The organism is Cupriavidus pauculus (assembly GCF_008801835.1).
Classification (GTDB): domain Bacteria; phylum Pseudomonadota; class Gammaproteobacteria; order Burkholderiales; family Burkholderiaceae; genus Cupriavidus; species Cupriavidus pauculus.
On record NZ_VZOW01000026.1, the window covers coordinates 48,918 to 69,235 of the forward strand.

At 65.4% G+C, this 20,318-nt stretch carries 17 protein-coding genes; 8 read left to right on the top strand and 9 right to left on the bottom strand.

The window, feature by feature from the left end:
* Nucleotides 1–12: 12 nt before the first annotated feature.
* On the bottom strand, nt 13–474 hold the full coding sequence (locus tag F7R19_RS21945; RefSeq protein WP_061956842.1) for a tripartite tricarboxylate transporter TctB family protein: 462 nt from the start codon (nt 472–474) through the stop codon (nt 13–15).
* Nucleotides 475–883: 409 nt separating this feature from the next.
* Between F7R19_RS21945 and F7R19_RS21950 the strand changes: the two genes are divergently transcribed.
* Nucleotides 884–2,692, top strand: coding sequence for a potassium/proton antiporter (locus F7R19_RS21950; RefSeq protein WP_061956843.1), 1,809 nt, complete (start codon nt 884–886; stop codon nt 2,690–2,692).
* On the opposite strand, the gene F7R19_RS21955 is transcribed toward F7R19_RS21950, so the two are convergent.
* The 3 genes from F7R19_RS21955 to F7R19_RS21965 form a co-directional block, all read right to left on the bottom strand.
* On the bottom strand, nt 2,664–3,665 hold the full coding sequence (locus tag F7R19_RS21955) for a tripartite tricarboxylate transporter substrate binding protein (protein WP_150982016.1): 1,002 nt from the start codon (nt 3,663–3,665) through the stop codon (nt 2,664–2,666). The genes F7R19_RS21950 and F7R19_RS21955 overlap by 29 nt on opposite strands.
* Before the next feature lie 74 nt (nt 3,666–3,739).
* Nucleotides 3,740–4,195, bottom strand: coding sequence for a DUF2214 family protein (locus F7R19_RS21960; RefSeq protein WP_061956844.1), 456 nt, complete (start codon nt 4,193–4,195; stop codon nt 3,740–3,742).
* Between the two features lie 97 nt (nt 4,196–4,292).
* Entirely contained in the window at nt 4,293–5,513 is a 1,221-nt protein-coding gene (locus F7R19_RS21965) for a CaiB/BaiF CoA transferase family protein (RefSeq protein ID WP_061956845.1), read from the bottom strand.
* A 305-nt stretch (nt 5,514–5,818) separates the two neighbouring features.
* Between F7R19_RS21965 and alaS the strand changes: the two genes are divergently transcribed.
* Nucleotides 5,819–8,443 carry an alanine--tRNA ligase gene (alaS, locus tag F7R19_RS21970; protein ID WP_150982007.1) on the top strand — a complete coding sequence of 875 codons (2,625 nt, stop codon included), beginning with the start codon at nt 5,819–5,821 and terminating at the stop codon, nt 8,441–8,443.
* A 163-nt stretch (nt 8,444–8,606) separates the two neighbouring features.
* Here alaS and F7R19_RS21975 read toward each other — a convergent pair whose 3' ends face one another.
* From F7R19_RS21975 to F7R19_RS21985, 3 genes are all read right to left on the bottom strand, one after another.
* On the bottom strand, nt 8,607–9,362 hold the full coding sequence (locus F7R19_RS21975; RefSeq protein ID WP_150982008.1) for a slipin family protein: 756 nt from the start codon (nt 9,360–9,362) through the stop codon (nt 8,607–8,609).
* An 18-nt stretch (nt 9,363–9,380) separates the two neighbouring features.
* Nucleotides 9,381–10,811: an NfeD family protein gene (locus F7R19_RS21980; protein ID WP_150982017.1), complete on the bottom strand. Its 1,431-nt coding sequence runs from the start codon at nt 10,809–10,811 to the stop codon at nt 9,381–9,383.
* Nucleotides 10,812–10,926: 115 nt separating this feature from the next.
* Nucleotides 10,927–11,838, bottom strand: a complete 912-nt coding sequence (locus F7R19_RS21985) for a LysR family transcriptional regulator (RefSeq protein WP_150982009.1) — start codon at nt 11,836–11,838, stop codon at nt 10,927–10,929.
* A gap of 126 nt (nt 11,839–11,964) precedes the next feature.
* On the opposite strand from F7R19_RS21985, the gene F7R19_RS21990 reads away from it, so the two are divergent.
* The 6 genes from F7R19_RS21990 (at nt 11,965) to F7R19_RS22015 (ending at nt 16,245) form a co-directional block, all read left to right on the top strand.
* Entirely contained in the window at nt 11,965–13,194 is a 1,230-nt protein-coding gene (locus F7R19_RS21990) for a YbfB/YjiJ family MFS transporter (RefSeq protein WP_150982010.1), read from the top strand.
* 88 nt (nt 13,195–13,282) lie between these two features.
* On the top strand, nt 13,283–14,056 hold the full coding sequence (locus F7R19_RS21995) for a class II aldolase/adducin family protein (RefSeq protein ID WP_150982011.1): 774 nt from the start codon (nt 13,283–13,285) through the stop codon (nt 14,054–14,056).
* Between the two features lie 32 nt (nt 14,057–14,088).
* Nucleotides 14,089–14,277 (top strand): 4-oxalocrotonate tautomerase, encoded by a 189-nt coding sequence (locus F7R19_RS22000; protein WP_061956851.1) that lies wholly within the window; start codon nt 14,089–14,091, stop codon nt 14,275–14,277.
* 37 nt (nt 14,278–14,314) lie between these two features.
* Entirely contained in the window at nt 14,315–15,346 is a 1,032-nt protein-coding gene (locus F7R19_RS22005; protein ID WP_061956852.1) for a threonine aldolase family protein, read from the top strand.
* 62 nt (nt 15,347–15,408) lie between these two features.
* Nucleotides 15,409–16,005, top strand: a complete 597-nt coding sequence (locus tag F7R19_RS22010; protein ID WP_061956853.1) for an NUDIX domain-containing protein — start codon at nt 15,409–15,411, stop codon at nt 16,003–16,005.
* A gap of 12 nt (nt 16,006–16,017) precedes the next feature.
* Entirely contained in the window at nt 16,018–16,245 is a 228-nt protein-coding gene (locus F7R19_RS22015; RefSeq protein ID WP_061956854.1) for a sulfurtransferase TusA family protein, read from the top strand.
* A gap of 129 nt (nt 16,246–16,374) precedes the next feature.
* Here the strand turns inward: F7R19_RS22015 and galU are convergent, their stop codons facing one another.
* Nucleotides 16,375–17,250, bottom strand: coding sequence for a UTP--glucose-1-phosphate uridylyltransferase GalU (gene galU / locus F7R19_RS22020; protein WP_061956855.1), 876 nt, complete (start codon nt 17,248–17,250; stop codon nt 16,375–16,377).
* 104 nt (nt 17,251–17,354) lie between these two features.
* Complete coding sequence (locus F7R19_RS22025) at nt 17,355–20,222, bottom strand: valine--tRNA ligase (protein WP_150982012.1); 2,868 nt, start codon at nt 20,220–20,222, stop codon at nt 17,355–17,357.
* Nucleotides 20,223–20,318 lie beyond the last annotated feature (96 nt).

A 20,318-nucleotide genomic window follows, 5' to 3' on the forward strand; every position in this document is an offset into this window, starting at 1 on the left:
GGGGCGGGCTCCTTAACTTACCAGGAAAGCCGGCCAAACCGGCATCTGCAGGTTGATGCCGTACACGAACGCACCCAGGCTGATCAGCACCAGGACGATTGCGTTGAGGACGGCGCCTTTCCAGCTGAATTCATGACTGGCCATCGAGGAAACCAGCACCAGTACCGCGACCGACAGGACCATGCCCAGCGGTTTGAGCAGCAGGCCGAACAGCACCACCGAACCCAGGATCCACAGCAGGATCTTCAGGTCCCAGCGGGCCAGATGGTCTTCTTCGGCCTTGGAGGACAGCGAACCCCACAGGACCAGCGCGCCCAGCAGGGCGAGCACGATGCCGAGCCAGAACGGGAAGTATCCCGGTCCCATCTTGGCGGCTGTCCCCATGGAATAGCCACGGGCGACAAAGGAAAAGCCCAGTCCGACCAGAATGAACATCAGGCCGGAGGCAAAGTCCTTTTGGCTACGTATGCGCAAAATGATTCTCCTCGATAAAGCAGCTTGAAATCGTCGCGACGGACCGGTCAAACCGGCCTACCCCGGGGCGGAAACGGCTGCAAAAACCGACAGCGCCCCCGTCCCCGCGGCACTCCCCGTCGCGGGCAGGGTGGAAGTTAAAAGCGCATCCTTTCAGCTACCTTTCATATGTCTGCATAAACTGGCAACTTCAGGGTATGTCCCTAGGCAGACGTCTGAAAGCAATCGGTAAGCCGTTGACGATGCAAGGAAAATGGCAGGGAAAACGCGCATGGGAACGCGGGTCGCGGCGCGCGTCGGCCGGACGGCGGCTGACAGACTGGGGCGGGCGGGTCGCCTATGATCGATGGGATCGACGCCGATTGGTGCACACGAATGCGCCGGCGCAAGAGACCTCGGAGGAGCCCGCTTGGAGACCATCGACCATGCCATCCTGATCGGCGCCGTGGTGATGACGCTTGGCATTCTGCTGGGCGTGTTTTCGGCGCGCTTCGGCGTGCCGTTCCTGCTGGTATTCCTGGGCGTGGGCATGGCCGCCGGCGTGGACGGCCCGGGCGGGATCCGCTTCTCCAACACCTGGCTCAGCTTTCTGGTGGGCAATATCGCGCTGGCGGTGATCCTGCTCGATGGCGGCCTGCGCACGCGTTTCGCCACATTTCGCGTGGCACTGCGGCCCTCGCTGTCGCTGGCCACGGTCGGCGTGGCGCTCACGGCCGTCCTGGTCGGGCTGTTTGCCACCTGGATGCTCGGCATCGACTGGAAGCTGGGGCTGCTGCTGGGCGCGATCGTCGGCTCCACCGACGCCGCGGCCGTGTTCTCGCTGCTCAACGGCAGCGGCATCCGGCTCAAGGAGCGCGTCGCCAGCGTGCTGGAAATCGAATCGGGCATCAACGATCCGATGGCCATTTTCCTGACGCTTACCCTGATCCAGTGGATCACGGCGCCCGCAGGGCTGACCCTTGCCGCGCTGGCGATGCGCCTGGTGGTGCAGTTCGGCGTCGGCGGCGTGCTGGGCGTGGCGCTGGGGTACTGCATGGCCAACGTCATGGAGCGCGTGAACGTGGCCGAAGGGCTGCAGGCGATCCTCATCTGCGCGGGCGGATGCATGGTGTGGGCGATCGTGCAGACGCTGGGCGGCAGCGGCTTCCTGGCGGTCTATCTGGCCGGCATGATGGTCGGCAATCGCGATCGGGCCGTCAGCGAAGACGTGATGCGCGCCATGGACGGCATGGCGTGGCTGGCACAGTCGGCCATGTTCCTGCTGCTTGGCCTGCTGGTGACACCTCATCGCATCTGGGATGTCGCCCTGCCTTCGCTGGCGGTGGCGCTGTTCCTGATGTGCGTGGCACGTCCCGTGGCGGTGTTCGCTTCATTGCTGCCGTTTCGCTTCAGCGCACGCGAGAAAGGCTTCGTGGCCTGGATGGGATTGCGCGGCGCGGTGCCGATCGTGCTGTCGCTGTTTCCGCTGCTGCAGGGCATGGAGGATTCCGGGCTGCTGTTTCGCGTCGCGTTTGCGGTGGTGCTGGCCAGCCTGCTATGCCAGGGCACCACGGTGGCGCTGGCGGCGCGTCTGGCGCGTGTACTGCGGCCGCCGTACGACGAGCCGTTGTCGCGTGAACGCCTGCGCGGCACGCGCTCGCCGGGATTGGAATTGATGCAGTTTCAGGTGGCTGCCGGATCGTCGATGGAAGACTTGCGCGCCGATCAGCTGGAATTGCCGCCGCGCAGCCGATTGATGACCCTGGCGCGCTCTGGATCGCTGGTGCCGCTGGAGCAGGCGGTGCTGCGCGCCGGCGATATCGTCTCGGTGCTGGCCCCGGCCGGCTCGGTGCCGTTGCTGTCGCGGCTGTTTCTGGTGGCGGCCAGACCGGCGTCTTGGGACCAGGCTTCGCATGATTTCCTGCTCGACGGACAGGCGAGGCTGGCGGACGTGGCGGCGCTTTACGGCACGCGGGAACTGACGCCGGAAGAGCAGTCGCGCACGCTAGAAGAGGCGATGCTGGCGGTGTTTTCGTCGCCGCCCGTGGAAGGCGACGCACTGGAACTTGCCGGGTTGCGGCTCACCGTGACGCGCATGGAAGGGCCGCGCGTGATACAGGTGGGCTTGCTGCTGCCGCGCAATGCGGCCGAGGACGCCAGGGACGGCAAGGACCGGCTCTGGCGCATGCGCGGCAAGATGCGCGGCTCGGTCAGTCGACCTTGGCGCCGGAAACCTTGACCACCTGGCCGTATTTCTTCAGTTCGCGCTGGATCAGCGCCCCGAACTGCTCGGGCGTGGTGGGCGCCGGTTGCGCGCCGATGCGGGCCAGGCGCTGCTTCATGTCGTCGGTCTTCAGAATCGCAACGATGTCGTGATTGAGCCGGTCGACGATCTCGCGCGGCGTGCCGGCCGGGGCCAGCACGCCGAACCATGTCGAGATATCGAATCCTTCCAGGCCCAGACCCTTGCCGGCTTCGGCAATCGTCGGCAGCTCCGGGAACGAGGGCGCGCGGCTGGCCGTGGTCACGGCAAAGGCCTTGAGCTTGCCGGCCTTGATATTGGCCGACGCGGAAGCGAGGTTGTCGAAAATCAGGTCGGTCTGGCCGGAAAGCACCGACAACTGCGCCGGCGACGCACCGTTGTACGGAATGTGGACCATGCTGATATGGGCCATGCTCTTGAACAGCTCGCCGGACAGGTGCCCGGCGCTGCCGTTGCCGCCGGACGCATAGTCGAGCTTGCCCGGATGCTTGCGCGCATATTCGACCAGATCGCGCACATTGTTGATATGCAGTTCCGCGGCCTTGCCCGGATGCATGACGAGCACGTTCGGCACGTCGGCGACCAGCGTGATCGGCGCGAAGTCCTTGACCGGGTCATAGGGCATCTTCGCAAACAGCGTCGGGTTGATCGCGTGCGTAGCCACCGCGCCCATCACCAGCGTGTAGCCGTCGGCCGGTTGCTTGGCGACGTAGTCGGCGCCCAGGTTGCCGCCGGCGCCCGGCTTGTTTTCGACCACCACGGGCTGGCCCAGGCTGTCGCGCAGCTTCTCGCCGATGGCGCGCGCCACGGTGTCCAGCGGGCCGCCGGCCGGATATGGCACCACGAAGCGGATCGGTTTGGCTGGCCAGTTGGCGGGAGCGGCGGCGTGCGCCGGCGCGGCGAAGGCCATGGTGGCTGTGATGGCGGCCGTGAGCAGGGTCTTGAACATGTCGAACGTGGAAAAGGTCGGGAATCGGTCAGCCGGTGCGTACATTGCGCGCCGGCTTTTCTGTGACGCGGGTATCAGCGCATGCCGATGCCGCGCGCCATCATCACGGCGCATAGCGGCAGCAGGATAAACAAATGGGCTTCTATCATGACCCAGCGGCGCGCCTTCTTGATCTCGGCGGGCGTGGGCACGAATTCCGGCAGCTTGTTTGCCTGCTTGCGCCACTTGGCGATGGCGAGCGTGGGCGGCAGCGAGCACAGCGCAATCAATACGAACACCGTCATCTTGGCGTGGAACCAGGGATTGTGGATCAGGAAATCCACGCCCTTGGCCCCATAGAACAGCCGCAGCAGGCCGGTGGCCAGCACGATCATCGCCGAGAGGAAATAGAACAGGTCATAGCGCGACAGCCGGCGTACCGTGGCCGGCGTCATGTCCGGGCGCAGAACCACCGCTTCGGCGGTCATCAGCGTGACCAGCACGAAGATGGCCGTGAAGTGCAGGAACGCGAGCAGGGCATCGGTCAGCATGAATTCTCCTCAGTTGGGGGAAACGTCCATGATCACCGGCCCTGTGCGCCGGCCCGGTTCACCAGGCGGCGCGGCGCGCGGAGCGCCTTGCGTGGATTCAGACCACACCCTTGGTGCGCAGGGCGGCGATGTGTTCGGCACTGTAGCCGAGTGTCTCGCCCAGCACCACATCGGTGTGCTCGCCCAGCAACGGCGGATGGCGCAGCGCTTCGGGCGGCGTCACGCTCATCCGCATCGGGCTGCCCACCAGCTTGACCGTGCCCGCCGTCGGGTGCGGCAGATCGACGCGCAGGCCGCGCGACACCACCTGCTCGTTCTCGAACACCTCGTCGAGCGTGTTGATCGGGCCGCACGGCACGCCGGCGCGCTCCAGATCGAGAATCCATTGCTCGCGCGTGCGCGGCGCCACCATCTCGGCCAGGATCGGCACCAGCACGTCGCGGTGCGCCACGCGCTGCGGATTGGTGGCGAAACGCGCGTCGTCGGCCAGCTCGGGGCGGCCTCCGGCGGTCACGAACTTGCGGAACTGCCCGTCGTTGCCCACCGCGACGATGATCCAGCCATCGGCGGCCTGGAACGTCTGATAAGGCACGATGTTCGGGTGAGCATTGCCCCAGCGCTTGGGCGCCACGCCGCTGGCCAGGTAGTTCGTATTCATGTTGGCCAGCATCGCCACCTGCACGTCGAGCAGCGCCATGTCGATGTACTGGCCCTCGCCGGTGCGCTCGCGATGGGCCAGCGCGGCCAGCACGGCGATCGTCGCGTACTGGCCGGTCATCAGGTCGGAAATCGCCACGCCAGCCTTCTGCGGACCGCCGCCGGGCAGATCGTCGCGCTCGCCGGTCAGGCTCATGAATCCGCCCATGCCCTGCACGATGAAGTCGTAACCCGGCCGCTGTGCGTACGGGCCGGTCTGGCCGAAGCCGGTGACGGAGCAATAGATCAGGTCCGGCTTGACGGCCTTGAGCGAGTCGTAATCTAGGCCGTATTTCTTCAATTGGCCGACCTTGTAGTTCTCCAGCACGACATCGCTCTGCGCGGCCAGCTCGCGCACCAGCTGCTGGCCTTCGGGCGTGCTGATGTCGCACGTCACCGAGCGCTTGTTGCGGTTTGCGGCCAGATAGTAGGCGGCTTCGGCGGTGTCGCGGCCGTCCGGCGTCTTGAGCCACGGCGGGCCCCAGATGCGCGTGTCGTCGCCAGCGCCGGGGCGCTCGATCTTGATCACGTCGGCGCCGAAATCGGCAAGATTCTGGGCGCACCATGGCCCGGCGAGAACGCGGGTCAGGTCAAGGACGCGAAGATGGCTTAAAGCTCCCATGGCGATCAACGGCTGCAAGGTCTGAGGAGCCAGCACTCTATCACCGGCCATGGCGGGCGATGCACGCGCGCGGGGCGCGGCCGGCCGTTCCGTGGGCGATAACCGGACAGCGCGCGACCATCGCTGGCGGGTCGGGGCGTATTGAGGCATATCGGCCCGCCCGCCCGTCGCCGGGCGGCAAGCCATACAACAGCAAGGCGGCGAGCCACTGCCCCGTGACAGGGCTTGACCCGTATAATCAACGGTTTGCAAATCCAACCTGACTGACTGCGCCCTGCCACGACGCGGGAAGCGCCCGATACAACATGAAAGTCTCCGACATTCGCAGCAAGTTCCTGCAGTTCTTCGAGTCGAAGGGCCATACCGTGGTCCGCTCGTCCAGCCTGGTGCCGGCGAACGACCCGACGCTGCTGTTCACCAATTCGGGCATGGTGCAGTTCAAGGACGTGTTCCTGGGCACCGACAAGCGCCCGTACTCGCGCGCCACGTCTTCGCAGCGCTCGGTCCGCGCCGGCGGCAAGCATAACGATCTGGAGAATGTGGGGTACACGGCACGCCACCACACGTTCTTTGAAATGCTGGGCAATTTCTCGTTCGGCGATTACTTCAAGCGCGACGCGATCCACTACGCGTGGGAACTGCTGACCAAGGTCTACCAGCTGCCCGCCGACAAGCTGTGGGTGACGGTCTACGCCGAAGACGACGAGGCCTACGACATCTGGGCCAAGGAAGTGGGCGTGCCCGCGGAGCGCATCGTGCGCATCGGCGACAACAAGGGCGCGCGCTACGCCTCGGACAACTTCTGGCAGATGGCGGACACCGGCCCGTGCGGCCCGTGCTCGGAAATTTTCTTCGACCACGGCCCCGAGGTGTGGGGCGGCCCGCCGGGATCGCCCGAGGAAGACGGCGACCGCTACATCGAAGTGTGGAACCTCGTGTTCATGCAGTTCAATCGCGACGAGCAGGGCAACATGACGCGCCTGCCCAAGCCGTGCGTGGATACCGGCATGGGTCTGGAGCGCATTGCCGCCGTGCTGCAGCACGTGCACAGCAACTACGAGATCGACCTGTTCCAGGCGCTGATCAAGGCCGCCGGTCGTGAGACGCACATTACCGACCTGACCCAGAATTCGCTCAAGGTCATCGCCGACCATATCCGCGCGTGCTCGTTCCTGATCGTCGACGGCGTGATTCCGGGCAACGAGGGCCGTGGCTATGTGCTGCGCCGCATCGTGCGCCGTGCCATCCGCCATGGCTACAAGCTTGGCCAGAAGACGCCGTTCTTCCACAAGCTGGTGGCTGATCTGGTGGAACAGATGGGCCAGGCCTATCCGGAACTGGCCGAAGCCCAAGGCCGCGTGGTGGAGGTGCTGAAGGCCGAGGAAGAACGCTTCTTCGAAACGATCGAAAACGGCATGTCGATCCTGGACGCCGCCGTGGCCGACCTGAAGGCCAAGGGCAACAAGGTGCTCGATGGCGAACTGGCGTTCAAGCTGCACGACACGTTCGGCTTCCCGCTCGATCTGACGCAGGACGTGGCGCGCGAGCAGGAAATCACCGTGGACGAGGCGGCGTTCGACGCCGCGATGACGCGCCAGCGCGAACAGGCGCGCGCCGCCGGCAAGTTCAAGATGGCCGCGGGCCTGGAATACACGGGCGACAAGACCGTGTTCCACGGCTACGACGCGCTGAGCATGGAAGGCGTGCGCGTGACCGCGCTGTATGTCGATGGCGCCGCGGTGGAATCGATGCAGCCGGGCCAGACCGGCGTGGTCGTGCTCGACAACACGCCGTTCTACGCCGAGTCCGGCGGTCAGGTTGGCGATCAGGGCACGCTGGTGGCGGGCCCCGCCGTGTTCACGGTGGCCGATACCACCAAGATCCAGGCCGACGTGTTCGGCCACCAGGGCACGCTGGCCAACGGCGTGCTCAAGGTAGGTGACACCGTGGCGGCGCAGGTTGACGCCGTGCGCCGCGCGCGCACCGTGCGCAACCACTCGGCCACCCACCTGATGCACAAGGCATTGCGCGAAGTGCTGGGCAGCCACGTGCAGCAGAAGGGCTCGCTGGTCGATCCGGACAAGACGCGCTTCGACTTCTCGCACAGCGCACCGCTGACCGACGCGCAGATCCGCCAGATCGAGGAAATCGTCAATGCGGAGATCCTGCGCAACGAGCCGACCGTCGCCGCCGTGATGGGCTTCGACGACGCGGTCAAGAGCGGCGCGATGGCGCTGTTCGGCGAGAAGTACGGTGACGATGTGCGCGTGCTGTCGATCGGATCGTCCAAGGAACTGTGCGGCGGCACCCACGTGACGCGCACCGGCGACATCGGGCTGTTCAAGATCGTGGTCGAAGCGGGCGTGGCGGCCGGCATCCGTCGCGTCGAAGCCATTACGGGCGACAACGCGCTGCATTACCTGCAACAGCTCGACGCGCGCCTGGCCGAAGCGGCTGCAGCGCTGCGCGCGCAACCGTCGGAACTGGTGCCGCGTATCGGCCAGGTGCAGGAGCAGGTCCGCGCGCTCGAGAAGGAACTCGAAAAGCTCAAGAGCAAGCTCGCTTCGTCGCAGGGCGACGAACTGGTGTCGCAGGCCGTGGACGTCAACGGACTCAAGGTGCTGGCCGCGCAGCTCGAAGGCGCGGACGTCAAGACGCTGCGCGAAACGATGGACAAGCTCAAGGACAAGCTGCAGAGCGCGGCCATCGTGCTGGCGGCCGTGGCCGACGGCAAGGTCAGCCTGATCGCCGGTGTGACCGCCGACGCCACGTCGAAGGTCAAGGCAGGCGAGCTGGTCAACTTCGTCGCGCAGCAAGTCGGCGGCAAGGGCGGCGGCCGTCCCGACATGGCGCAGGCCGGCGGCACGGACCCGACCAACCTGTCGAAGGCGCTGGCCGGCGTGACGGCGTGGGTGTCTGCAAAGGTCTGACGCGCTGCATGCCCAGCCTGGGCGGCCGGCAGCCGTAGCCGGCCCACCACCGCATCGTTGCATCATCCAAAAAAGCGCCCGCGGGCGCTTTTTTCTTTTCGGGGACGCACCGTTCGCGGCCGAACAGCGGGCCGAAGGTGGCGCGCCGCAGCCGACATTGCGGCTATTTCGCGCCGCCGCCGATCAGCTTCGACACGATGTCGATCGGCAACGGAAACACGATGGTCGAACTCTTGTCCCCGGCGATCTGCGTGAGCGTCTGCAGATAGCGCAGCTGCATGGCCTGCGGCTCCCGCGCCAGCATCTGCGCGGCTTCGAGCAATTTCACGGACGCCTGCAATTCGCCTTCCGCATGGATGATCTTGGCGCGGCGTTCGCGTTCGGCTTCGGCCTGTTTGGCGATGGCACGCACCATCGATTCGTTCAGGTCCACATGCTTGATTTCGACGTTCGAGACCTTGATGCCCCATGCGTCGGTCTGCGCGTCGAGCGCCTTCTGGATGTCGAGATTGAGCTTTTCGCGCTCGGCCAGCATCTCGTCCAGTTCATGTTTGCCCAGTACCGAGCGCAGCGTGGTCTGCGCCAGCTGGCTCGTCGCTTCGAGGAAATTGGCAACTTCGATGATGGCGCGCTCGGGATCGACGACGCGGAAGTACACCACCGCGTTGACCTTCACGGACACGTTGTCGTGCGAGATCACGTCCTGCGGCGGCACGTCGAACACCACCGTGCGCAGGTCCACGCGCACCATCTGCTGCACGCCGGGGATCAGCAGGACCAGCCCGGGACCCTTGACGCGCCAGAAGCGGCCAAGCATGAACACCACGCCGCGCTCGTATTCGCGCAGTATGCGGACGGCGCTTATCACCAGCAGTACGAGCAGGAAGATCAGGCCGCCGAAGCTGAATCCGAACGCCATATCGGGCTCCTAGTTGTGTCAGGCATCGTGAATGGAAGTGACGTCGAGCACCAGGCCGCGGCGCCCCGTGATGCGTACGCGCTGTCCGCGCGTCAGCGGCCCGCTGCCGCGAATGCGCCATTGTTCGCCGCGAATCGTCGCCCAGCCGTCGGCCGGCGTATCGTCGATCACCACCGCGATGCCGCCCACCAGCGTGTCCGCGCCGCTGACCACCGGCCGCCGGCGCGCGCGCAGGACCACGGCGGACATGCCGAACAGGAATGCCGCGGAGAGGCCGCACAGGCCGGCGATCAGCGATAAGGGCACGCCAAAGCCGGGCACATCGGTGTCGATCAGCATGACCGCACCAAAGGCGAAGGCGACGATGCCGCCCACGCCCACGGTGCCAAACGTCGGCAGGAACAGTTCGGCGATCATGCAGCCGACGCCCAGCGCGATCAGCGCCAGTCCGGCGTAGTTCAACGGCAGCATCTGCAGCGCGAACAGACCCAGCAGCAGGCAGATCGCACCGGCGATGCCGGGCAGCACCATGCCCGGCGTGGAGAATTCGAAGATCAGGCCGTAGATGCCGATCATCATGAGGATCAGCGCCACGCTGGGATCGGTGACGACGGCCAGCAGGCGGATGCGCCAGTCTGGCGCCACCGTGACGACCGGCGCGTTTGCCGTGTGCAGCACACGGATGGCGCCGCTGGCGTCGATGCGCTTGCCATCGACCTGCCGCAGCAGCGCCGGCAGATCTGGCGCGACGAGATCGGCAACTTTCTGCGCGACGGCTTCGTCGGCGGACAGACTGACCGCTTCGCGCACGGCGCGCTCGCCCCATTCGGCATTGCGCTGGCGCAATTGCGCGAGGCCGCGGATATAGGCCGATGCATCGTGCATCTGCTTGCGCGTCATGGTGTCCTGGGCCGCCGGCGCACTGGCCGGAGAAGGCCCGGGAGCGGTTTCCGGTTGTGCGCCGCCGATGCCGATGGCCACAGGGCTGGCCGCGCCGAGATTGGTGCCCGGCGCCATCGCCGCGATATGGCTGGCGTAGAGGATGTAGGTACCCGCGCTGGCGGCGCGTGCACCACCGGGGTAGACATAGGTGGCAACCGGCACCGGCGACGCGAGGATGGCCTGGATGATGTCTCGCATCGATTTGTCGAGGCCGCCGGGCGTGTCCATTTCGAGCACGATCAACTGCGCGCCATGCTGCTGCGCCTGCTCGATGCCGCGCACGGCGAAACTGGCGCTGGCCGGGCCGATCGCGCCCTTTATGGCGATTACGTACACCGGTGCGACCGGTGCGGATGCGCCTGCGGACGCCGATGCCGGCTCGGACGGCAGCGAGGTTGGCGGCCCGGGTGCGGCCGCGACGCCGTGGCTTGCCAGCAGCGCGAAGCCGAAAGCCAGAAGCAGGCAGGCGACGATTGCCCGCCGCAGCCAGTTCGCGGCGGCAGGCATCGGCCGTGGCCACACGAATGCATAGGTCATGGCGGAGCGCGTCCCGTCGTAGGTGCCGTGGCCGCGCCACTTTCAGTGTAGACGACCCACCACATCCTGCAGCGCGCCCGCTGTGTCAGGCCGCCGCGCGGGTGTGGTCGAACGTACCGGGGTTGCCGATGTCGCTGGGGGTGGGGAAATCCTGCAACAGATCGGCCAGGGCGATCAGCGCCGCACTGGCCATCGACGGATACCAGGCCAGCACCGTGGTGACGCGGCCGGCGTCGCCGAGCGGGTGGAGGCTGACTTCCGGCAGGTTGCGATAAAGCGCCAGCACCGAGCGCGGCACGATGGCCACGCCGATACCGGCCGCGGCGCACGTCACGATGGCGTGATACGACCCGAGTTGAATCACGCGGCTGGGCGCCTGGCCGGACTGGGCGTACCAGTGGTCGAAACGCGTGCGATAGTTGCAGCCGGCCTCGAATGTCAGCAGCGGGGCGCGGTCGACATCGGCCGGCGTGCGGATCGGCGCGTGGCCGGCGCTGGCGACGATCACAAGTTCTTCCTCGAAGGCCGCGCGGCTGACCAGGTCGGGCTCGCCTATTGGGTCCGCAACGAAGGCGCAGTCGACCTCGAAGCGACGCAGCGCGTCGAGCGCCCGGCGCGTCGGCAGCGTCACCAGTTCCAGTTCGACGCACGGCCAGGCGCGGTGGTAGGCCGCCAGCACATGCGGCAAACGGCTGGCCGCGGTGCTTTCCATCGACGCGATCCGCAGCCGCCCCTGCGGATGGGCCGGCTGCACGGCCTGCCGCGCCTCGTCGGCCAACTGAAGGATGCGGCACGCATAGTCGAACAGCGTCTGTCCGGCCGGCGTGAGCACCATGCGGCGGCCATCGCGCACAAACAGGTCCACCCCGAGCGACTGCTCGAGCTGGCGGATCCGCGTGGTCACATTGGACTGCACCCGATGCAGCCGCTCCGCGGCCCGCGTGACGCCGCCCGCTTCCACTACCGTGCGAAAAATCTCAAGTGCAGCAAGGTCCATAGCAGGATGGTTTCTCTATCGAGATGGAAGTCATCTTTATTATTCATTTTTCGTGATGACTCGAACGCGCATAGGATAGTCAACAATGCGCGGCAGTGCCAGCCGCCTTCACCCCCGATCCCCGTCATGTCACTTGCAAACACAGAAATCCCGGCCGGAGTCACGCAGAGGCCCACATTCGGCCCGTGGGCCGTGGCAATGGCCGGGCTGGTGTCGCTGGCCCTGGCAATGGGAATCGGCCGCTTCGCCTTTACGCCGTTGTTGCCGATGATGCTGCACGATGGCGCCGTGACGCTGGCCGGTGGCGGGGCGCTGGCCACCATGAACTACATCGGCTATCTGCTGGGCGCGCTGTTGTGCCTCGTCATCCGGCCGGACCCGGTGCGCATGGTGCGCGGCGCATTGGCGCTGACCGTCGTGCTGACGTTGGCCATGGCTCTGCCGGGCGGCATGCCGGCGTGGATCGTGTGGCGCACGCTGGCAGGCATTGCCAGCGCCCTGGTGATGGTCTACGCCACGGCGTGGTGCATGCAGCGTCTGGCGGAACTGGGACAGCCGACGCTGGGCGGGCTGATGTTCTGCGGACCCGGGCTCGGTATCGTGGTCACCGGCCTTTCCGCGTCGGGCATGGTGGCGACCCACTGGCATGCCACCTCGGGCTGGATCGCGTTCGCGATACTGGGCGGTGCGATGCTGGCGGCGGTATGGCGCGTGTTCGGATCGTCGTCGGCACCGGCGCAGCATGCCGACGGACGGCCAGGCGCCGCGCCACCGGCGACGCCGCGCTTAGACAGCCAGACCTGGGCGCTGACGCTGGCCTACGGGCTGGCCGGCTTCGGCTACATCATCACTGCGACGTTCCTGCCCGTGATCGCGCGACAGGCGATGCCGGGCAGCATCTGGGTCGATCTGTTCTGGCCGATCCTCGGTGGGGGCGTGGCGGTCGGCGCGTGGCTGGTGACGCGCATCGGCATGCATCACGACAATCGCCGCATGATGATGCTGCTGTACACGATGCAGGCGGTCGGTGTCGGCGTGGTCGCCGTATGGCCCACCGTGGCCGGATTCGCGCTCAGCAGCCTGCTGGTGGGCCTGCCGTTTACCGCGCTGGTGTCGTTCGCAATGCGCGAAGCGCGCCGGCTTTGGGGCGCGGGGGCGGCCAGGCTGATCGGCCTGATGACGGCCGCCTATGCGATCGGCCAGATTGCCGGGCCGCCGCTGGCCACGTCGCTGGTGGCGCGCACGGGCGGATTCGCGGCCTCGCTGGCGGTGGCCGCGGCGGCGTTGCTGCTGGGCGCGGCAATCCACGGCTGGATGTGGCGCGCAATGCCAGCGGACGCGCGCACGGGCCGCTGACGACTGCGCTACAGTATCGGCTTCGCCGCTCACTCGACCAGGCCGCATCCGCGCCGGCGTTGCAGGGCGGCGCGAAAGCCAAGCCCCCATGTCTTTTGCCTTGCAGCCCGGGCGCGCCGCAGGCCCGGCAGTGCCCATCAGTCCGGAAGAAGCCCGCGTGCGCGTGGATCTGGCCGCCGCCTATCGGCTGGCGGCCCTGGAACGCTGGGACGACCTGATCTACACCCACATCTCGGCCACCGTACCCGGCGAACCCGATCACTTCTTGATCAATCCGTTCGGATTCGCCTTCGACGAAATCCGCGCCTCGGATCTGGTCAAGATCAACAGCCGCGGGGAAGTGGTCGGCGACACCGTGCATCCGGTGAATGTGACCGGCTTCGCGTTGCACGCCGCCGTGCACGCCGCGCGCGCCGATGCGCATTGCGTGATGCATCTGCATAACACCGCCGGTATTGCCGTTTCCGCCCAGGCCGAAGGGCTGCTGCCGCTGTCGCAGCATGCCATGCGCTTCCATGGCCGCATCGCCTATCACGACTACGAAGGCCTAGCCTTTACACCCGCCGAAGGCGCGCGGCTGATCGCGTCGCTGGGCGCCCATCCCGCCATGCTGCTGCGCAACCACGGCACGCTGACGGTCGGACGCACCGTGGCCGAAGCCTATGTGCTGATGGCAACCCTGATCAAGGCGTGCGAGATCCAGCTCGGCGCCCAGCTCGGCAGCGCCACCGTGCAGCCGCCGCCGAGCGTGGCGGCGCGGACGTCGCTGCAGCTGTTCGACGACGGCGCGGTGGAAGGCGTCATGGAGTGGCCCGCATTGCTGCGCAAACTCGATAGAATCGATCCCGCTTACAAACACTGAATCAGCCCGAACTAATCCTGAAGGAGATCTGCATGCCCACTTTCCACGTTGAAATGTTCGAAGGCCGTACCGTGGAGCAGAAGCGCAAGTTTGTCGAGGAAGTGACGCGCGTGACGTGCGAAACGCTCGGTTGCTCGGCGGGCGCCGTCGATATCATCATCACCGATATCAAGCGCGAAAACTGGGCCACCGGCGGCGAGCTCTGGATCGACAAGAAGTAATCCCGAGGTTTGCGTAATGACTTCCGCAGTGTCCGCCATGCAGCAGTTTGCTTCCGATAACTACGCCGGTTTTTGTCCGGAATCGCTGAAGTATTTTCTTGAGGCCAATGCCACGGGCCACGAGAAAGCCTATGGCGACGACAGCTGGACGCAGAAGGTTTGCGATCGTATCCGCGATCTGTTTCAAACCGACTGCGAAGTCTTTTTCGTATTCAACGGCACGGCGGCCAATTCGCTGGCGCTGTCGTCGTTGTGTCAGTCGTACCATTCGGTGATTTGCCATGAACTGGCGCATATCGAAACCGACGAGTGCGGCGCGCCGCAGTTTTTCTCCAATGGATCCAAACTGCTCACCGCGCCAGGGGAAAACGGCAAGCTGACGCCCGACGCCGTGGAGGCGCTGGTAACGCGCCGGTCCGATATCCATTATCCGAAGCCGCGCGTGGTGTCGCTGACGCAGGCGACCGAAGTGGGCACCGTTTATACCGTCGAAGAGGTGCGCGCCATTGCCGCCATTGCCAAACGCAGGCAGTTGCGGGTGCATATGGACGGCGCACGATTTGCCAATGCGGTGGCGTCGCTTGGTGTGCATCCGTCCGAAATTACCTGGCGCGCCGGGGTCGATGTGCTGTGCTTCGGCGGAACCAAGAACGGCCTGCCCGTGGGCGAGGCGGTAGTGTTTTTCGATCGGCGGCTGGCCGAGGATTTTGCCTATCGCGTCAAGCAGGCGGGACACCTGGCGTCGAAAATGCGGTTTATTTCTGCGCCGTGGCTGGGCATGCTCGAAAACGACGTCTGGCTTAGCAATGGCCGCCACGCCAATGCGATGGCTGCGCTGTTGCATCGGCGCATTGCCGATATTCCCGGCGTGCGCATCATGTTTCCGACCGAAGCCAACGCCGTGTTTGCCGAATTGCCCTTGCCGGCGATCGAGGCACTGCGCGCCAAGGGCTGGATGTTTTACACGTTTATCGGCGCCGGCGGATGCCGTCTGATGTGCGCGTGGGATTTGCAGCCCGAAACCGTGGAAGCTTTCGCGGCCGATATCCGCGCGGCCTGCGTCGGCTAGCAGCGTCGCTGCGAATTTTTATTACAACAAGAAACTCAACAGACAGTCCCAGGAGCCCCACGATGGAACCCTATCGATTTTGTCCGCGATGCGGCGCGCAGCTTGAACACCTGCCGCTGTCCGGACGTTATCGCCACGCATGCGTGCAGGATGGCTGCGGCTTTGTGCATTGGGATAATCCATTGCCAGTGCTGGCCGCTGTGGTCGAGTACGAGGGGAAACTGCTGCTGGCGCGCAACGCCGCGTGGCCCGAGAAAATGTTTGCGCTGGTCACCGGATTCATGGAGCGTGACGAAACGCCGGAGCTTGGCGTGGCCCGTGAGCTCAAGGAAGAGACGAATCTGGACACGGTGTCGGCGTCGCTGATCGGTGTTTATGAATTCATGCGCAAGAACGAACTGATCATTGCGTATCACGTGCGCGCCGAGGGTGAAATCCGGCTGTCTGAGGAATTGGTCGAATACAAGCTCGTTGCGCCGGAAAAGATGCGCATCTGGAATGCCGGCACCGGATTTGCCGTGGCGGATTTTCTTGAGCGGCGTGGCTTGCCGGTTCAGTTCTTCGATCGCGCGACTGGCGAGAACATCCCCGATCCCCGGCGTCCGACGGACTTCGGGCTGGTCAGTGCTTCGCTACAATACGGCATCGCACAGAAATAGAAGGTGAGAGGAATGGAATTCAAGAAAGAAGTGGACGCGCGCGGCCTGAACTGCCCGCTGCCGATCCTGCGGACCAAGAAAGCGTTGGCGGACATGGCCAGCGGCGAAGTGCTCAAGGTGCTGGCAACCGATCCGGGTGCGACGCGCGATTTCCAGGCCTTCGCCAAGCAGACCGGCAACGAGCTGCTGTCGCACGCCGAAGTCGACAAGGTGTTTGTGTTCTACATGAAGCGCCGCTGAAGCGGAAACCGGCCCTTGCGACGGTCGGCGAGGTCGCCAGAAAACGGAAAACCGCCTCAGTGAGGCGGTTTTTCATTGGGGCCATCCCGATTCGCACTGGCGCTGGGCCAGCCGCACCATAGAGGCCGATCAGCCGCGCTGTGCCAGATAGGCGCTGAATTCGTCGCGCACCTCCGGGTGCTTCAGTGCGAATTCCACGGTGGCCTTCAGATAGCCGAGCTTGCTGCCGCAGTCATAGCGCACGCCCTTGTAGCGATAGGCCAGCACCTGTTCCTGGTCGAGCATCGACTGGATCGCGTCGGTCAGCTGGAATTCGCCGCCAGCGCCCGGTTTCAGTTCGCGGATATGGTCGAAAATGCGCGGCGTGAGGATGTAGCGGCCCACCACGCCCAGATTGGACGGGGCATTTTCCGGCGCCGGCTTTTCAACGATGCCGGACATCTTGATCACGCGCTCGTCCCATTCGCGGCCGTCGACCACACCGTAGGACCGGCTTTGCTCGGGCGCGATTTCCTCCACGCCCAGCACAGAACAGTTGTAGTGGTTGTAGATGTCCACCATCTGCTTCATCACGGGGTCGTTCTCCTCCCCGTCGAGCAGGTCGTCGGCCAGCATGACCGCGAACGGTGCATCGCCCACCAGGCGCGCCGCGCACAGCACGGCGTGACCGAGCCCCAGCGCCTCCGGCTGGCGCACGTAGAAACACTCCACGTTCTTGGGCTTGATGGAACGCACCACATCGAGCAGCGCTTGCTTGTTCTTGGCCTCAAGCTCCATTTCCAGTTCGTAGGCCTTGTCGAAGTGATCCTCGATGGCGCGCTTGGAGCGGCCCGTGACGAAAATCATCTCGTTGATGCCTGCGGCCATGGCTTCTTCCACGGCGTACTGGATCAGCGGCTTGTCTACCACCGGCAGCATTTCCTTCGGGCTCGCCTTGGTGGCGGGCAAGAAACGTGTGCCTAGCCCGGCGACGGGAAAGACGGCCTTGGTGACGCGGTTTTCCATTTCAGCTTCCTTTTCAATCCGGTGTAGTACCGTGCCGCAGGATGGGGGGTGCCGTCTGTCGGGCGATGTCCGACGCCTGCGCCGGAGCGGCACCCAAGCATCACTTACGCAGGCAGACGCTGTAGTTGATCCTTCAGCTTCTGCAGGGTCTGTTCGAAATCCGACAGACGTTGTGTTTCCTGCGCAACCACGGCGGGCGGCGCCTTGGCGACAAAGCTCTCGTTGGACAGCTTGCCGCGGCACTTGCCGATTTCCCCCGAAATGCGGTCGATTTCCTTGGCGAGACGCACGCGTTCGGCCGCCACGTCGATCTCGATCTTCAGGAGCAGATGGTTGCCGCCGACGATGGCCACCGGCGCCCCGGCCCCTTCGCGCTGCAGCTCGGCCTCGTCTTCGAATACCCTGACTTCGGAAAGTTTCGCAAGCGCCTGGATTTGCGCCGCCGCTTCCTTCAGGAAGGCGCTGTCGCCGCACGCATAGAGCGGGATGCGCTGCGCCGGCGAAATGTTCATCTCGCCGCGCAGGTTGCGGCAGGCGTCCACCACGGCCTTGAGTTGGGCCACCCAGGCTTCGGCGGCTTCGTCGATCTTGGCCGCGGCGGGCAGCGGGTACGCTTGCGTGGCGATGGTCTCGCTGCCGTCGCCCTTGGCGCGCCCGGCCAGCGGGGCCACCTTCTGCCACAGTTCCTCGGTAATGAACGGGATGATCGGATGCGCCAGGCGCAGCACCGTTTCCAGCACGCGCAGCAGGGTGCGGCGCGTGGCGCGCTGCTGCGCCTCGGTGCCGGTCTGGATCTGTACCTTGGCCATTTCCAGGTACCAGTCGCAGTACTCGTCCCACACGAACTTGTAGATCGCGTTGGCGATGTTGTCGAAGCGGTACTCGTCGAAGCCCTTTTCCACTTCCGCTTCCACGCGCTGCAACAGCGACACGATCCAGCGGTCGGCCTGCGAGAAGTGCAGGTAGCCGTCCGGGCCGCAGTCGTTCGTGCACGGGCCCATGCCGCAGTCGTGGCCTTCGGTGTTCATCAGCACGAAACGCGTGGCGTTCCAGAGCTTGTTGCAGAAGTTGCGATAACCTTCGCAGCGACCGGTATCGAAATTGATGTTGCGACCCAGCGTGGCCAGCGATGCGAACGTGAAGCGCAGCGCATCGGCGCCAAAAGCGGGAATGCCGTTCGGGAATTCCTTCTTCGTCTTGTTTTCGATCTTCGGCGCATCCTTCGGCCGGCGCAGGCCCGTGGTGCGCTTCTTGAGCAGCGAATCGAGCTCGATGCCGTCGATCAGGTCGACCGGATCCAGCGTGTTGCCCTCCGACTTGCTCATCTTCTTGCCTTCGGAGTCGCGCACCAGGCCGTGCACGTACACGGTGTGGAACGGCACCTTGCCGGTGAAGTGCTTGGTCATCATGACCATGCGCGCCACCCAGAAGAAGATGATGTCGTAGCCGGTCACCAGCACCGACGACGGCAGGAAGTGCTCCAGTTCCGGCGTCTGCTCCGGCCAGCCCAACGACGAGAACGGCACCAGCGCGGACGAGAACCACGTGTCGAGCACGTCTTCGTCGCGGTGCAGCGGCCCCGTGCTGCCGGCGGCCTGCGCCTTGGCGCGCGCTTCTTCCTCGGTTCGTGCGACGAACACGTTGCCGGCATCGTCGTACCAGGCCGGGATCTGGTGGCCCCACCATAGCTGGCGGCTGATACACCAGTCCTGGATGTTGGACAGCCACTGGTTGTAGGTGCTGATCCAGTTTTCGGGCACGAGCTTGATCTCGCCGCTCTGCACGGCGTCGAGCGCCACCTCGGCGATCGAGCGGCCCGGATTGAACGTGCCTTCCGGCGCCGGCTTGCTCATCGCAACGAACCACTGGTCGGTGAGCATCGGCTCGATCACGCTACCGGTGCGTTCGCTGCGCGGCACCATCAGCTTGTGCTTCTTGACCTCTCCCAGCAGGCCGAGAGCCTGCAGATCGGCGATCATCTTCTTGCGTGCCTCGAAGCGATCCATGCCGGCGTATGCGGCGGGTGCGTCGGCCACGATCCGGGCGTCCAGCGTCAGGATCGACATCTGCGGCAGGTTGTGGCGCTGGCCCACGGCGTAGTCGTTGAAATCGTGGCCGGGCGTGACCTTGACCACGCCGGTGCCGAATTCGCGATCGACGTATTCGTCGGCGATTACCGGAATCTGGCGGTCGGTCAGCGGCAGATGGACGAACTTGCCGATCAGGTGCGCATAGCGCTCGTCTTCCGGATGCACCATCACGGCCGTGTCGCCCAGCATCGTCTCGGGGCGGGTGGTGGCCACGGTCAGGTGGGTCAGGCCGCGCACGGTATCGGGCTCGGCCAGCGGGTAGGAGATATGCCACAGCGAGCCGTCTTCCTCGACGCTGTCGACTTCCAGGTCGGACACGGCGGTGCCCAGCACCGGATCCCAGTTCACCAGGCGCTTGCCGCGGTAGATCAGGCCCTGCTCGTGCAGACGGACGAACACCTCCGTGACGGCCTTCGACATTTCGGGCGACATCGTGAAGTATTCGCGCGTCCAGTCGATCGAGGCGCCCATGCGGCGCACCTGGCGCGTGATGGTCGATCCCGATTCTTCCTTCCAGGCCCAGACTTTCTCGGTGAACTTCTCGCGGCCCAGGTCATGGCGCGAAATGCCCTGCGCTTCGAGCTGGCGCTCCACCACGATCTGCGTGGCGATGCCGGCGTGGTCCGTGCCAGGTACCCACAGCGTGTTGGCGCCGCGCATGCGCGCGTGCCGGGCCAGGCCGTCCATGATGGTCTGGTTGAACGCGTGTCCCATGTGCAGCGTGCCGGTCACATTGGGCGGCGGCAACTGGATGGCGAAATCGGGACGGTTGGCGTCGAAGGTGGGCTGGGCGATACCGCGGCGCTCCCACTCAGGGCCCCATTTGGCCTCGATGGCGGCGGGTTCGAAGCTCTTGGCAAGGGACTGGTCTTCTGCGGTCATGCTGGGATGTCGTGGGGTGCGGGTCAGGGCTCTGGCCGGCAGGCGGATCGGCGCGCCGCCGCATTGGGCCGGGAAAACATCAAATTATAGGGGAGG

Excerpts from the sequence above, each read along its gene's own strand:
- F7R19_RS21985 (WP_150982009.1), bottom strand. The coding sequence starts at position 11,838 with ATGGACCTTGCTGCACTTGAGATTTTTCGCACGGTAGTGGAAGCGGGC.
- F7R19_RS22025 (WP_150982012.1), bottom strand. The coding sequence starts at position 20,222 with ATGACCGCAGAAGACCAGTCCCTTGCCAAGAGCTTCGAACCCGCCGCC.
- F7R19_RS21990 (WP_150982010.1), top strand. The coding sequence starts at position 11,965 with ATGTCACTTGCAAACACAGAAATCCCGGCCGGAGTCACGCAGAGGCCC.
- F7R19_RS22015 (WP_061956854.1), top strand. The coding sequence starts at position 16,018 with ATGGAATTCAAGAAAGAAGTGGACGCGCGCGGCCTGAACTGCCCGCTG.
- galU (WP_061956855.1), bottom strand. The coding sequence starts at position 17,250 with ATGGAAAACCGCGTCACCAAGGCCGTCTTTCCCGTCGCCGGGCTAGGC.
- F7R19_RS21965 (WP_061956845.1), bottom strand. The coding sequence starts at position 5,513 with ATGGGAGCTTTAAGCCATCTTCGCGTCCTTGACCTGACCCGCGTTCTC.
- F7R19_RS22000 (WP_061956851.1), top strand. The coding sequence starts at position 14,089 with ATGCCCACTTTCCACGTTGAAATGTTCGAAGGCCGTACCGTGGAGCAG.
- F7R19_RS21960 (WP_061956844.1), bottom strand. The coding sequence starts at position 4,195 with ATGCTGACCGATGCCCTGCTCGCGTTCCTGCACTTCACGGCCATCTTC.
- F7R19_RS22005 (WP_061956852.1), top strand. The coding sequence starts at position 14,315 with ATGCAGCAGTTTGCTTCCGATAACTACGCCGGTTTTTGTCCGGAATCG.
- F7R19_RS22010 (WP_061956853.1), top strand. The coding sequence starts at position 15,409 with ATGGAACCCTATCGATTTTGTCCGCGATGCGGCGCGCAGCTTGAACAC.
- F7R19_RS21980 (WP_150982017.1), bottom strand. The coding sequence starts at position 10,811 with ATGCCTGCCGCCGCGAACTGGCTGCGGCGGGCAATCGTCGCCTGCCTG.
- F7R19_RS21995 (WP_150982011.1), top strand. The coding sequence starts at position 13,283 with ATGTCTTTTGCCTTGCAGCCCGGGCGCGCCGCAGGCCCGGCAGTGCCC.
- F7R19_RS21975 (WP_150982008.1), bottom strand. The coding sequence starts at position 9,362 with ATGGCGTTCGGATTCAGCTTCGGCGGCCTGATCTTCCTGCTCGTACTG.
- alaS (WP_150982007.1), top strand. The coding sequence starts at position 5,819 with ATGAAAGTCTCCGACATTCGCAGCAAGTTCCTGCAGTTCTTCGAGTCG.
- F7R19_RS21955 (WP_150982016.1), bottom strand. The coding sequence starts at position 3,665 with ATGTTCAAGACCCTGCTCACGGCCGCCATCACAGCCACCATGGCCTTC.